The organism is Pseudoduganella sp. R-32 (assembly GCF_049913245.1).
Taxonomy (GTDB): Bacteria; Pseudomonadota; Gammaproteobacteria; order Burkholderiales; family Burkholderiaceae_D; genus Rugamonas.
The window spans coordinates 1,286,635-1,299,066 of the sequence record NZ_CP183987.1 but is presented as its reverse complement, the minus strand read 5'-3'; the positions used below and the strand labels follow the sequence as shown (position 1 = coordinate 1,299,066).

12 protein-coding genes and 1 tRNA gene are annotated in these 12,432 nt (G+C 62.4%); 3 read left to right on the top strand and 10 right to left on the bottom strand.

Going from position 1 to position 12,432, the window contains the following annotated elements:
- The first annotated feature begins 3 nt into the window (after positions 1-3).
- Complete coding sequence (gene trpC, locus ACN9MU_RS06060) at positions 4-804, top strand: indole-3-glycerol phosphate synthase TrpC (protein WP_426341273.1); 801 nt, start codon at positions 4-6, stop codon at positions 802-804.
- Here the strand turns inward: trpC and ACN9MU_RS06055 are convergent.
- From ACN9MU_RS06055 to ACN9MU_RS06010, 10 genes are all read right to left on the bottom strand, one after another.
- The gene (locus ACN9MU_RS06055; protein WP_426344301.1) at positions 797-2,320 is read right to left on the bottom strand and encodes a hypothetical protein; all 1,524 of its coding nucleotides are present in this window, start codon (positions 2,318-2,320) and stop codon (positions 797-799) included. The two genes, trpC and ACN9MU_RS06055, sit on opposite strands and share 8 nt — an antisense overlap.
- Before the next feature lie 54 nt (positions 2,321-2,374).
- The gene (locus ACN9MU_RS06050) at positions 2,375-3,541 is read right to left on the bottom strand and encodes a hypothetical protein (RefSeq protein WP_426344300.1); all 1,167 of its coding nucleotides are present in this window, start codon (positions 3,539-3,541) and stop codon (positions 2,375-2,377) included.
- Between the two features lie 102 nt (positions 3,542-3,643).
- Positions 3,644-3,757 (bottom strand): hypothetical protein, encoded by a 114-nt coding sequence (locus ACN9MU_RS06045; protein ID WP_426344299.1) that lies wholly within the window; start codon positions 3,755-3,757, stop codon positions 3,644-3,646.
- Positions 3,750-4,097, bottom strand: a complete 348-nt coding sequence (locus ACN9MU_RS06040; protein ID WP_426344298.1) for a hypothetical protein — start codon at positions 4,095-4,097, stop codon at positions 3,750-3,752. Before ACN9MU_RS06040 ends, ACN9MU_RS06045 begins: the two co-directional genes overlap by 8 nt.
- 88 nt (positions 4,098-4,185) lie before the next feature.
- Positions 4,186-5,973, bottom strand: a complete 1,788-nt coding sequence (locus ACN9MU_RS06035) for a M61 family metallopeptidase (RefSeq protein ID WP_426344297.1) — start codon at positions 5,971-5,973, stop codon at positions 4,186-4,188.
- On the bottom strand, positions 5,970-6,587 hold the full coding sequence (locus ACN9MU_RS06030) for a nucleotidyltransferase family protein (RefSeq protein WP_426168421.1): 618 nt from the start codon (positions 6,585-6,587) through the stop codon (positions 5,970-5,972). The genes ACN9MU_RS06035 and ACN9MU_RS06030 overlap by 4 nt, the downstream gene beginning before the upstream one ends.
- A 14-nt stretch (positions 6,588-6,601) precedes the next feature.
- The gene (locus tag ACN9MU_RS06025) at positions 6,602-8,806 is read right to left on the bottom strand and encodes a xanthine dehydrogenase family protein molybdopterin-binding subunit (protein ID WP_426344296.1); all 2,205 of its coding nucleotides are present in this window, start codon (positions 8,804-8,806) and stop codon (positions 6,602-6,604) included.
- Between the two features lie 11 nt (positions 8,807-8,817).
- Positions 8,818-9,276, bottom strand: coding sequence for a (2Fe-2S)-binding protein (locus ACN9MU_RS06020; protein ID WP_426168417.1), 459 nt, complete (start codon positions 9,274-9,276; stop codon positions 8,818-8,820).
- Between the two features lie 63 nt (positions 9,277-9,339).
- Positions 9,340-10,062 (bottom strand): DsbC family protein, encoded by a 723-nt coding sequence (locus ACN9MU_RS06015; RefSeq protein WP_426168415.1) that lies wholly within the window; start codon positions 10,060-10,062, stop codon positions 9,340-9,342.
- A gap of 13 nt (positions 10,063-10,075) precedes the next feature.
- The gene (locus ACN9MU_RS06010) at positions 10,076-11,281 is read right to left on the bottom strand and encodes a UbiH/UbiF family hydroxylase (RefSeq protein WP_426336968.1); all 1,206 of its coding nucleotides are present in this window, start codon (positions 11,279-11,281) and stop codon (positions 10,076-10,078) included.
- 75 nt (positions 11,282-11,356) lie between these two features.
- On the opposite strand from ACN9MU_RS06010, the gene ACN9MU_RS06005 reads away from it, so the two are divergent.
- Both ACN9MU_RS06005 and ACN9MU_RS06000 read left to right on the top strand, forming a co-directional pair.
- A tRNA-Phe gene (locus ACN9MU_RS06005) sits at positions 11,357-11,432 on the top strand.
- 226 nt (positions 11,433-11,658) lie between these two features.
- Positions 11,659-12,249, top strand: a complete 591-nt coding sequence (locus tag ACN9MU_RS06000) for an outer membrane beta-barrel protein (RefSeq protein ID WP_426321111.1) — start codon at positions 11,659-11,661, stop codon at positions 12,247-12,249.
- The last annotated feature ends 183 nt before the right edge of the window (positions 12,250-12,432 follow it).

The window sequence follows — 12,432 nt, the reverse complement described above, 5'->3', positions numbered from 1 at the left end:
ATCATGTCCGACATCCTGAACAAAATCCTGGCCGTGAAGGCCGACGAAGTAGCGGCGGCCAAGAAGCACCGCAGCCTTCAATCCCTGCGCGACGAAGTCGAAGGCGACAATGAACTGCGCGCCGGCCTGCGCGGCTTTGAAGCCGGCCTGCGCAGCAAGATCGAAGCCGGCCAGGCCGGCGTGATCGCCGAGGTGAAGAAAGCCTCGCCATCGAAAGGCGTGCTGCGTCCGGACTTCCGCCCAGCCGAAATCGCCGGCAGCTACGCCAGTGCCGGCGCGGCCTGCCTGTCGGTACTGACCGATGTCAATTTCTTCCAGGGCTCGAACGAATACCTGAAACAGGCGCGCGCTGCCTGCGACATTCCCGTCCTGCGCAAGGACTTCATGGTCGACATGTACCAGATCTATGAAGCGCGTGCCATGGGCGCCGATTGCATCCTGCTGATCGTGTCCGCGTTGGACCACGGCCTGATGGCGGAAATGGAAGCCTGCGCCCACGAATTGGGCATGGACGTTCTGATCGAATCGCACGATGGCGACGAGCTGGCCGCGGCGCTGAACCTCAAGAGCCGCCTGATCGGCATCAACAACCGCAACCTGCGCACCTTCGACGTTACGCTGGACACCACGCTCGACCTGCTGTCGCGCATTCCGCAAGAACGCATGGTCATCACCGAATCCGGCATCATGACGCCAGCCGACGTTCAGCGCATGCGCGAACGCAACGTGCACGCCTTCCTGGTCGGCGAAGCCTTCATGCGCGCCCCCGACCCGGGAGCCGAGCTGCGCAAGCTGTTCAATTAAAGCCGCAACGCTGCGATTTCATGGCGCCAGCGCGGCGCCATTCAGTAAACAGGCCCATCGACCTTGGCTCGAAAATGGTTAGGGTCTGGCCATCGAGACTGAGCTTGAAGGTCTCGATGTGCTCTACCTTCATCCAAGGCTTGTCCGCCAGTGGCACCTGCCAAACAAAGGTGCGGTTGCGCACAGCCCATTCGCCCTGCTCCTGCTTGACCTTGTCCTCCTGGCCTTGCAGCGGCAGGACAGAAAAATTGCCGTCATCCTGCATCACCACCCTGCCATTCGGGCCGAGTTTGCTGGACTCCCATATGCCGACTATAGCGCAAGGCTGCGGATGACTACCAAGCGCGGCGTCGATATATTTTTCAGCCGCCTGCTTCCCCAAGCCGATCAGGACAGCCACGCCCAACGCGGCGAGCAGGCCGATCATGGTCGATGGCAGCAAGCCGCTGTCTCCGCCGCGCAGGCGGACCATGTCGTCGTAGGCGGCGCCAAACCAGCCGGCCCCGATTTCGTTGTCACGCAAGGTCACTTTACCGCGCCGTATCATCAGCAGCAGCACCAGGATATTGGCGAGCGGGATGATGATCAGGGCCATCGCCAGGAGCCGCATCACGATATTCGACCCGGCTCCCTTGGCCAGGCGGTAGACGGCAGCCATTGCCAGGACGGTAACGCCCAGCGCCAGCAAGAGCTTCGGCCAACCGGCCAGGTCGCGGAAGAAGTATCCGGTGACAAGGTATAGCACGGTCGCGTACACCGTCAGGCGCAGGCCATCGGCCAGCATGAAAAGGCGCGGGTCGGCGCCGGCCAATGAATTGGTTTCCGGTTCCGGTTCCGGCCCGCGGCGCAATCGCGGCGGCATGGCCGATTTGACGTCGACCGGCGCCACGGATACGCCCGACACTACCGCAGCTTTCCCTGCAGCGGCAGGCCGCGCCGGGGGCGGGCTTGGCGGCGGAGGTTCTGGATGCACGACACGGTCATGCTCAAGCGCCATCGTCGCGTGGCAGCCGGCGCGCTCCTTCAGCGCAACCACATAGTAGTGAGCCTGCGACCGCAGCACCCCTTTCTTGACGATCTTGCGCCGCCCTCCAGACAACAGCGCCAGCATTTCCGTTACCGGCTTTTGCATCAAGGCGGCAAGGCGATTGGCAGCTTCGCCCAATGCCACGCCCGGCGCGGGTCCTTCCAGCACTACCTGGTAAGTCGCAGGACGATGTACTGCGCCAGACTGGTTGTCCACCACAGTCAGGCCTAATTCGCCGGCAAGGTAAAGCACATGCGGAACCACTTCCTGCTTGCGGTAGTCCACGGTCAAGCGGCCGGCATCGCCGGCGAAATGACAATCCGACCAGGGTGTATCCGGAAAAAGGGCTGTCAGCTTGTCGTGAAAGCGCTTTAACAAGGGGGATGGCGGCTGCTCGCCGCTTTCTTGCCGCAACCTGTTCATGAAGGGAAAAACGTCCAGGTCCGCTTCCGGGGTGGCGACCGACGCCAGTTGAATCTGGTAACTCATGCGCTGCGAAAGCAGGAACGGCTGGCCGCGTAACGCTGGCCAGCCACCGCGATCTCAAAGAATCTGGTTGATGAAGGCGTAGCCCCCAACTGCTGCGAGAACCAGCAGTGCGAGCAGTAATTTGGTGGAAGGCAGCATGCCGTCACGGCCGCCCAGCTCACGCACCTCGTCCGCATCCAGCAAGGAGTTGCGGGTAGTAAGGCCATTCTCTTTCAAGACACCCGCCGCGCGGAAATAGGTCCACGCGACCATCAGGGTGCCCGGGCCCGGTACGAATGCCAGCATCGCAAACACCAGGGTGCGAAGCAGGCCGGAACCGATCGCCTGGGCAAGCCGGACCACCGCAATGGCGCCCAGCGCGCTCATCGCCAGCGCGAACGACATCATGAACGGCGACTTGATGCGAAGGACCATGACCAGCACAAGCAGGACCATGCTGCCAACCAGCGATGCGGCGGCCATGCGCTGGGATTCGGCGGCCTGGAACATTTGCTCGTCAGGCTCGATGCCGACGATTTCCGGCTGGTCGAAGGTGGGCGCCTGAGGCACTTGCGCCACGCGCGCCGGCGGCGGACTTGGCGCCCTCGAGGCAACGTTACCCGGGGCCTTGTGACCGGTCTTGACCGCGGCCTTGCGCGGCTCCGCCGAAATCGTGGCACGGCAGTTGGCGCGCTCGCGCAAGGCAGTCACATAGACTTCGGCCTGTGCGCGGGTGAGGCCCTTCTTGACCAGGGTGCGGCGGCGCGAATGCAGCAGCAGCACCATCTGCGGGAGCGGCTGGTTCATCAACTCCGCAAGCTGGGTCGCGGCGGTTTCGACTTCCACGCCCTCCAGCGGCCCTTCCAGCACAACCTGGTAAGCCTGCGGGCGGTGCACCGCGCCGCTTTGCTCGTCCACCACCGTCACGCCCAGGTCGCTGGCGATACGCAGCACGTGAGGAATCACTTCGTCATGGCGGCGCGAGATCGCCACGCTGCCATAACCGCCTTTGAAATTGTCTGCCAGCGGGCCGTCCGCCCAGGGGCAGTTCTCAACGGCCTTGTCCCCGGCGCCATAGCTGGTCAGGCAGGGGAACAGCTTCAGGATGGCGTCGCGAAAACTCTTCAACTGCTGGGATGGCGCAATACTGATGGTTGCGCCGGCAATCTGTTCCAGGAATGGGAGAACTTCCGCATCGTTGGCGGGAACTTCGCGCGCGACGATGTGCAGTAGATAAGTCATAAATTAAACGTAGCCAAACTCGTAATGAGTGATGGTAAATTACCGGCGAGCAAAAGAATAGTCTGTGCGGCATGAAAACGACAGCCGCCAACGTGGCGACAGTCAGGCCGCCAAAGGTGTAGGGGCCGCGATTTCAGTACGGTTGCGCCCGTTTGCCTTGGCGCGGTACAGGGCGGCGTCGGCGCGCGACGACAAGCTGTCAAGGGACTCACCCAAAGTTTGCTGGCTGGCAATACCGATGCTGATTGTGCAATTTGGAAATCCCGGCTGTTAACATTCCTGCAATTGCGACTGGGTCCGCCGCCTGGCCGCTGATTAACATGGCCGCCACGCCGCGTGGAATATCGTCCATCCCGGCGGCTCGCCAAAAAAGCGCCGCGTCCCCACCCATCGACAAGCCGATGCCCCACATCAGGAAGGTATTGGCCGCAGGCAGTACCGCTTCGTCGGGCAGCATGCCGCGCGACAGGAACAGCCCACCTGCGCCAACCATGCAAAGCAGCCCGCAGGCCCAGTGCCCAACGCCGGCGACCTCGCGCCGGAAGCTCGCAAGCATGGAATACCATGCCTACCGCCAGCACGCGCAGGCCAGCGTGGTGGTGAACAGGATGGTGAACGGATCCAGCGCGAACTTCACGGCGCCATCAGGCGGTCGGGCGGCGCAGGCTGGTTTTCTGCTGCTCCACGGCGATGGTGATGCCCGGCACGCGATCGCCTTGCAGCACCACGTCGAAGGCCATCAGCTCGTCGCGGCGGAAGGCATGCACCTGCACGGTTTCGCCGACCTTGTAGCGCGACAGCAGGCCATCCACGTTGGACGGGTTTCCGCTGACGCGCAGGCCGTCGATGGCCACCAGCAGGTCGTTGGCCGACAGGCCGGCCTTCTGCGCGGCGCCGCCATCATGCACGGCACTCAGCTTGCAGTCGGCGCCTTCGCGGCCGAGGTTGACGTCCAGGCCAGGCTTGGACGACTTGCGTTCGTCCTTGTAGCCCACGCCGAATTGAGACAGCAGCTTGGCCAGCGGCACGTCTTCGGTGCCGCGGATGTATTTGTCGAAGAAAGTCTTCAGCTTGAAGCCAGCCACGTTGTCGAACAGCGCTTCCACTTCTTCCGGCGTCACGCCGCGCGGCTTGCCGTTGTAGAAATCCCGGCCGAACTTCTGCCACAGCGCGCGCATGATGTCGTCCAGCGAGCGCTTGCCATTAGTCTTGGCACGAATGGTCAGGTCCAGGCCCAGGCCGATCAGCGAGCCCTTGGCGTAGTAGCTGACGATGGCATTCGGCGAGTTCTCGTCCTGGCGGTAGTACTTGCCCCAGGCGTCGAAGCTGGAATCGGCCACGCTTTGCTTGGTGCGGCCGCTGCCGCGCAGCACGGCGCCGACAGTCTTGCCCAGCATCTTGAAGTAGCCTTCTTCCGACAGCAGGCCGGCACGCACCAGCAACAGGTCGTCGTAGTAGCTGGTAAACCCTTCGAACAGCCAGAGCAGCGGAGTGTAGTTCTCTGCCTGGTAATTGTAAGGAGCAAACACCGCCGGCTTGATGCGCTTGACGTTCCAGGTGTGGAAGTATTCGTGGCTGCACAGGCCCAGGAACTTCATATAGCCTTCGCTCGGCTCCTTGCCTTTCTGCGCTGTGGTGGGCAAGTCGGCACGGGAGCAGAACAGCGCCGTGGAGGCGCGGTGTTCCAGGCCGCCGTAGCCGTCGCCCACCACCATCGTCATGAACACGTAGCGGTCCATCGGCGCCTTCTTCGTGCGTGGCTCGAAGAAGGCGATCTGCGTCTCGCAGATCTGCTTCAGGTCGGCGCAAACGCGGGCAATGTCGAGGTTTGGCACGCGTCCGGTGAACACCACGTCGTGCTGCACGCCCAGCGCCTTGAAGCTGGCCATCTCGAACGTGCCCATTTCCACCGGGCTGTCGATCAATTCGTCGTAGTCCTGCGCGACGTAAGTGCCAAAGCCGTAGCGCCTGGCTTTCAATTCCTTCAATGCGGTGGCAACCCGCCATTTGGACGCTGCTTCATGGGCAGGCCGCTGGATGTCGACCACGTGCGGCTCGCCTTCCTGACCAAGGGCGCGCAGGAACACGCTGGTGCCGTTGAAGAAGCCGTGCGTTTGGTCAAGGTGGGCGGCGCGCACCGAAAGGTCCCAGGCATAGACTTCGTAATGCACGGTAAGCTTGCCCTTGCAGGGCTCGGCTTGCCACGAGTGTTTGTCCAGCTTCGACAGTTCGACCGGCTGGCCGCCTGCCTCGGCGCGGATCTGCACGATGTTGCGCGAGAATTCGCGGATCATGTAGCTGCCGGGGATCCAAGCTGGCAGCACCAGGACCTGGCCTTCCGCCGCCGGCGCTTCAATGGTCATCGTGACCTGGAACATATGGGTTGCCGGGTCTTTGGCGGCGATGGTGTAGCTGATTTTTTTGTTTTTCATTGGATGTCGGATGGCGTGTCGATGTCCTGCAAGATGCCGGGATCGTCCACCATTAGTTCGTTAACCGGGTTGTTCTTCAAGATGCTGCGGGCGCCCTGGTCTCCGGCCAGCGCCAGCAAGGCATGCAGGTGGACGCGGCCGAAGGCAACCGGGTTGCCGCGTTGGCCATCGTGCACCGGCGCTGCGATCGTCGTTGCGGTTGTCACGGCATCCGCCAGCGCCGCCATCGTGGCCGGCTGCACATAAGGCATGTCGGCCAGCGCAATCAGCCAGCCCCCGGCGTCCTGCGCGCGCCGCACGCCGCATGCCAGCGAGGCGGCCATGCCCTCGCCCGCGTTTTCGCAAACGGCAACTTCGCAGCCAAGGCCGCGTAAAAGATTGGCCGTGGCCGCGTCTTCCGCGCGAACTACCGCTATTACGCGCGGCACCGCGGCCTGCAAGGCGCGGGCACTGGCCACGACGACCGGCTCGCCATTCGGCAGCGCCTGCAGCAGCTTATAGCGCTCGCCGGTCGGATCAAAACGGCTACCGCGGCCTGCAGCCAGCAAGATGCCTGCAACGGCGCCTGCGTCCGCAACAGCGGCGGACGCGCGGGCGGGGGCGGAAGCGGCCACGTGCTATGCCTGCCTTACGCCTTGGCCAGGTCGAACGGCAGCTTGCGTACGCGTTTGCCGGTCAGCTTGAACACTGCGTTGGCCAGCGCCGGCGCCAGCGGCGGCAAGCCCGGTTCGCCCATGCCGGTAGGATTGTCGGTCGATGCGACGGTGAACACTTCCACCGCCGGCATGTCCGTCATGCGCGCCACCGTGTAGTCGCTGAAATTCGACTGCTCGACCACGCCATCCTTCAGCGTGATCGCCGCGCCAGGCAAGGTGGTGCCCAGTCCCATCAGCGCAGCACCCTGCACCTGCGCTTCGATGGTCATCGGGTTCACCGGCAGGTTGCAATGCACGCCTGCGGTCACCTTGTGCACCTTGGGCTGGCCATTCCTGATGGACGCCACCACGACGTAGGCCACCGAGGTTTCGAACGATTCATGCAGCGCCACGCCCCAGGCCTGGCCTTTCGGCAATTTGGTCTTGCCGTAGCCCGACTTCTCGACCGCCAGGTTCAGCGCCGCCAACTGGCGCGCATGCTTGGGATCGATCAGCTTGCGGCGATACTCCACCGGGTCCATTTTGGCGACATGCGCCGCTTCGTCAATCAGCGTCTCCATCACGAAGGCGGTGTGGGTCGAGCCCACGGAGCGCCACCACAGCACCGGCACATTGGCCTTCACGTTATGCACGCTCAGGTTCATCGGCACCGAGTACGGATCGCCCATGCCCTCGACCATCGTCGCGTCCACGCCATCCTTGACCATCATCGGCTCGAACGGCGTGCCGGTAATGATGGACTGGCCAACGATCACATGATTCCAGCCCACGATATTGCCCTTGGCGTCGAAGCCGATATCGGCTTGGTGCACATGCGAAGGACGGTAGTAGCCGCCCTTGATATCGTCCTCGCGGCTCCAGATCAGCTTGACCGGACCCTTGCCCCAAGCCTTGGCCACGTTCACGGCTTCCACGATGTAGTCGGAAGTCGGCACCGCGCGGCGGCCGAAACCGCCGCCGGCCATCATGGTGTTCAACGTGACCTTGTCCGGCGTCAGGCCGGCCGCCTTGGCCGCTGCCACCGCGTCCAGCGTCTGGAACTGGCTGCCAGCCCAGATGGTGCAGGAGTCGCCCTTCAGGTCGACCACGCAGTTCAAAGGCTCCATCGGCGCGTGCGCCAGGTAAGGGAATTCATAGGTCGCGCTGATCTTTTTCGGCGCCTTGGCGATGGCCGCAATATCGGCCTTCTTCACCGGCATTCCGGCCTTCTTCGCCAGGGCCTTGTACTCGGCCAGCTGCTTCTTGCTGCTGACTTTTTCCAGGCCCTCGGTATCCCATTCGACCACCAGGGCCTCGCGCCCCTGCCTGGCCGGCCAGTAGCCATTCGCCACCACGGCCAGGCCGCTGCCGCCACGGTCGGTATCGACCTTGATCACGTCGATCACGCCCGGAATGGCCTTGGCCTTGGCCGCATCGAACTTCTTCACCTTGCCCCCAAAGACAGGCGGACGCGCCACCACCACAACCTTGGTGCCTTCCGGCTTGAAGTCCATGCCAAATTGCTGCGTGCCGGTCGACTTCGCGCGCGCATCCAGGCGCGGCGTCGGCTTGCCGATGATGGTGAAGTCCTTCTGGTCTTTCAGCTTGACTTCGGTCGGCACCGGCTGCTTCATCGCCGCATCGGCCATCGCGCCATACGTCGCGCTCTGGCCGGATGGTCCGGTCAGCAAGCCTTTCGACGCGCGTACCTGCGAAACTGGCACTTTCCACTGCTCGGCCGCCGCGGCAACCAGCATGGCGCGCGCACGGGCGCCGATTTCACGGTGCTGCTGCCAGGAATGCTTGACGGCGGTGGAACCGCCCGTCATCTGGATGCCGAAGTTGGGGTCTTTATAGGGGTCGCCGGCTGGCGCCAGCGAAGAGCGCACCTGCGACCAGTCCGCATCCAGCTCCTCGGCGATCAGCATCGGCAGCGCCGTATGCACGCCCTGGCCGAATTCGAGCCGGTTGACCAGGATGCTGACGGTATTATCCGGTGCGATATGCAGGAAGGCATTGGGCGCCACCGGCGGCTTGGCCGGCGCGTCGGCGGCCAGCGCCCGGGCGAAACGCCCGCCGTTGCTGGCCACGTAGAAGCCGAGGATCAGGCCACTGCCGGCCTTGAGGAAAGTACGGCGCGACACCCCTTCAGGAGCCGCACCGTCCGCTTGAGCTGCCATGAACCATTCTTTGCGCATGGCCGCCTCCCTTAAGCGATGGATTTCGCGGCGTCCTTGATGGCGGCGCGGATCCGTTGATAGGTGCCACAGCGGCAGATATTGCCCGACATGGCATTGTCGATATCGCTGTCAGTCGGCGCCTTGTTGGTGCGCAGCAGGGCCGTTGCGCTCATCACCTGGCCGCTCTGGCAGTAGCCACATTGCGGTACATCGTGCTTGACCCAGGCATCCTGCACCGCCTTGCCCACCTTGTCGGCAGACATGGCTTCAATGGTGGTGATCTTCTGGCCCACCGCCGCCGAAATCGGCGTCACGCAGGAGCGGATTGCCTGGCCTTCCAGATGCACTGTGCACGCACCGCACATCGCCATGCCGCAGCCGAACTTGGTGCCGGTCATATTGAGGTTGTCGCGCAAGGCCCACAGGATAGGCGTAGAAGGGTCGGCGTCGACTTGTACGTCGCGCCCGTTGATGTTCAATGTGACCATGCCAGCTCCCTAGTTAAGGTATCTCCGGGCTCGGGTCCGGTTGCCGGACCCGAGCCCGCATTTTTACTTGATGGTGGCGAACTTTGCTTCCAGCGTACGCTGGTCAACTGCTCCTGCAATGCGGCTGCCGTCGGCGAAGAAGATCGCAGGCGTGCCATTGATGCTCATTTTCTGGCCCAGGGCCAGTACCTTGTCGTTCGGCGCGGTGCAGCCGTTCGGCGCAACCGGCGCGGCCTTGCCGTTCAACATCCAGTCATCCCATGCCTTGTTGCGGTCGGCCGAGCACCAGATGTTCTGCGATTTGGCAAACGAATCCGGCGACAGGATGTTGTACAGGAAGGTGTAGACGGTCACATTGTCCATATTGGCCAGCGTCGTCTGGCGGAAGCGCTTGCAATAGCCGCAGTTCGGGTCTTCGAAGATCGCCATCACGCGCTTGCCGTTGCCCTTGACGGTCTTCAGCGCCAGTTCGAACGGCAGGTCGTCGAACTTGATCTTGTTCAGGTCATCGATGCGGGCCTGGGTCAGGTCGGTCCGGGTCTGCAGGTCAAGGATATGCCCTTCCACCAGGTAGCGGCCGCTCGGGTCCGCGTAGCGCACCTCATTGCCGATGGCGACTTCGTACATCCCAGGGATCGGAGACTTCTTGACGGAGTCGATCTTGACGCCGTTCAGGCGCTCGGCCAGGGCTTTGCGCAGTTGCGCTTCTTCTTTTGCGTTCTGCGCATCCGCACAGGACATCAGCATGACCGAAGCCAATGCCAATACCAGCTTACTCTTATTCATTAAGTTCTCCGCTTTACAGCTTTCCGAGGGCATGTGAAATCAGCCGGCGCTTTACGCCCGGCAATTTATCCAGCAAGTTTAGCCCGAAATTGCGCACTGCGCGCACCGGTTCGAGATCGGTGCCGAACAGGCGCTCCAGGCCATCCGTGGTGGCCAGCATCAGGCTCACTTCTTCCTTGCGTGCGCGGGCATAACGCGCCAGCACGCGGTCATCGCCGATGGAGCGATGTTCTTCCCGCTCCGCCACGGCCTTGACCAGTTCCTGCACGTCGCCGAAGCCCAGGTTCATGCCATGCCCGGCCAGCGGGTGCACCACGTGGGCGGCGTCCCCCACCAGGGCCACGCGCGGCGCCACCATCGCATGGGGGCGCATCAAGCGCAAAGGGAAGGCCTTGACGACTTCCGGCTGCAGCGGGGTCAGCTTGCCCAGCTTCTCTTGCGCAAAAGCAGCCAGCCTTTCGGCCAGCGCTGTAGCACCTTCGCGGCACAGGGAATCGGCCAGCATGTCCGGCGCCGACCATACCAGCGAGACCTGCCTGCCCGGCAGCGGCAGCAAGGCGACAATGCCCTGCTCGCCGGTGAACCACTGGTGTGCGACACCGTGATGCGGCAATTCGCAGGCAAAGTTGGACACCACGCCGCTCTGGTTATAAGGACGGTAATCCAGGCCGATATCGCACTGGCCGCGCACCCAGGACTGGGCGCCGTCGGCGCCAACCACCAGCGAAGCGCCAAGGTGGGAACCATCGTCCAGGGTGATCACGGCGCCCTGCTCGTCATGCTTCAGCGCGACGGCCTTGCCTTGCACGAAATGCACGTTCTGCGCGAAACGCAGCGCTGCATCCAGGGCCTGGTTCAGGTTGCGGTCTTCCACGATCCAGCACAGGGTGCCGGTGTGGGCGCCGTAGGCATCGAAGTTCAGCGCGCCGGCCTTGCTGCCGTCGCCATTGACCAGCATGGCGTCGACCGGGGCGATGCGCGACTGATCCATCGCTCCCCATACTTTCAGCGAATCGAGCAGGCGGTGGGCAGTATGGTTGAGGGCGAACACGCGGACGTCCCAGCTCGCCTCGTCCGGGCGCATCGGCGCCGGGGGTGGGCCAAGCACAGTTACGCTCAATCCGGACTGGGCAAACGCAAGGGCTGCCGTCTTGGCTATGGCGCCATTGCCGACGATGCAGACCGCGGTCTGCACATGGTGATGCGTGGGCTTGTTCATCCGCGCATTATAGCTTTCCCTCAATGGAAAAAGGCTATTGCAAACCAAGGATTCCCTGCTATAATGCTGCCTCTTGGCCTGGTAGCTCAGTTGGTAGAGCAGAGGACTGAAAATCCTTGTGTCGGTGGTTCGATTCCGCCCCGGGCCACCAAGAATAAAAAGTGAAAACGCCGACCCTAGTGGTCGGCGTTTTCGTTTTGTGCGCCCGCCTTTTGACTTTGTGAGAATTAGCGCATTTTCCAAAGGTATCAACATGATACTATCTCGCGCTTACTTTCCTCCCGGCAAATAATATGACCGATATGCCGGATGGCAAGCTACCTCAGTACCCCTGGGTAATGCCTTTTCCCACACTTTCAAAACAAGAGATCTTTAGCATGAAACAAGCTGTATTCGCCCTCGCCGCACTGGCAATCGCCTCCTCCTCCTACGCCCAGGACGCTGCTGCCCCGGCTCAAACCGTGCGTCCCTTCGTCGGCCTCGGCGCCAGCGCTGGCGGCGACAAACTGGCCACTGCCGAGTACACCAATGGCGATACCGCCAGCATCCGTGCCGGCTCCGGCGTCTATTTCACCGGCGGCCTGGACTTCCGCATCAATGAGCAGTTTTCGGCGCAAACCAGCGTCAACTTCCACGTGGATAACCAGTCTGCGCGCAACGGCGACCTGCACTTCAACCGCTTCCCGATCGAAGCCCTGGCTTTCTACCATATCGACCCGCAATGGAAGATTGGCACCGGCCTGCGCTACGTCACGGGCGCCAAGCTGAGCGGCAGCGGCGCGGCCGAAATCGAGGACGTGAAGTTCGACAACACCCTGAGCGCCGTGGTGGAAGGGGAGTACCTGTTCACGCCGCACATCAGCATCAAACTGCGTTACGTGAATGAGAAATTTGAAGTCAAGAACCGCTACAACAAAGTTGAAGTGAAAGCCAACCACGTTGGCATTTCGGGCAACTACTACTTCTGATGTGAATCGGCATTCGCCCATCACTCGCGGATCGCCCCGGTCTGCGAGCGTGGGCGAAGATGTCGGAATACTTTACACATTAACTGTAAAGCAACGAATTTGATGAGTAAAACAAATCGTGACCGCTTGTAACTACAAGTGAAAACGGTAACGTTGTTGTTATGGCATGATATGTGCTAAGCC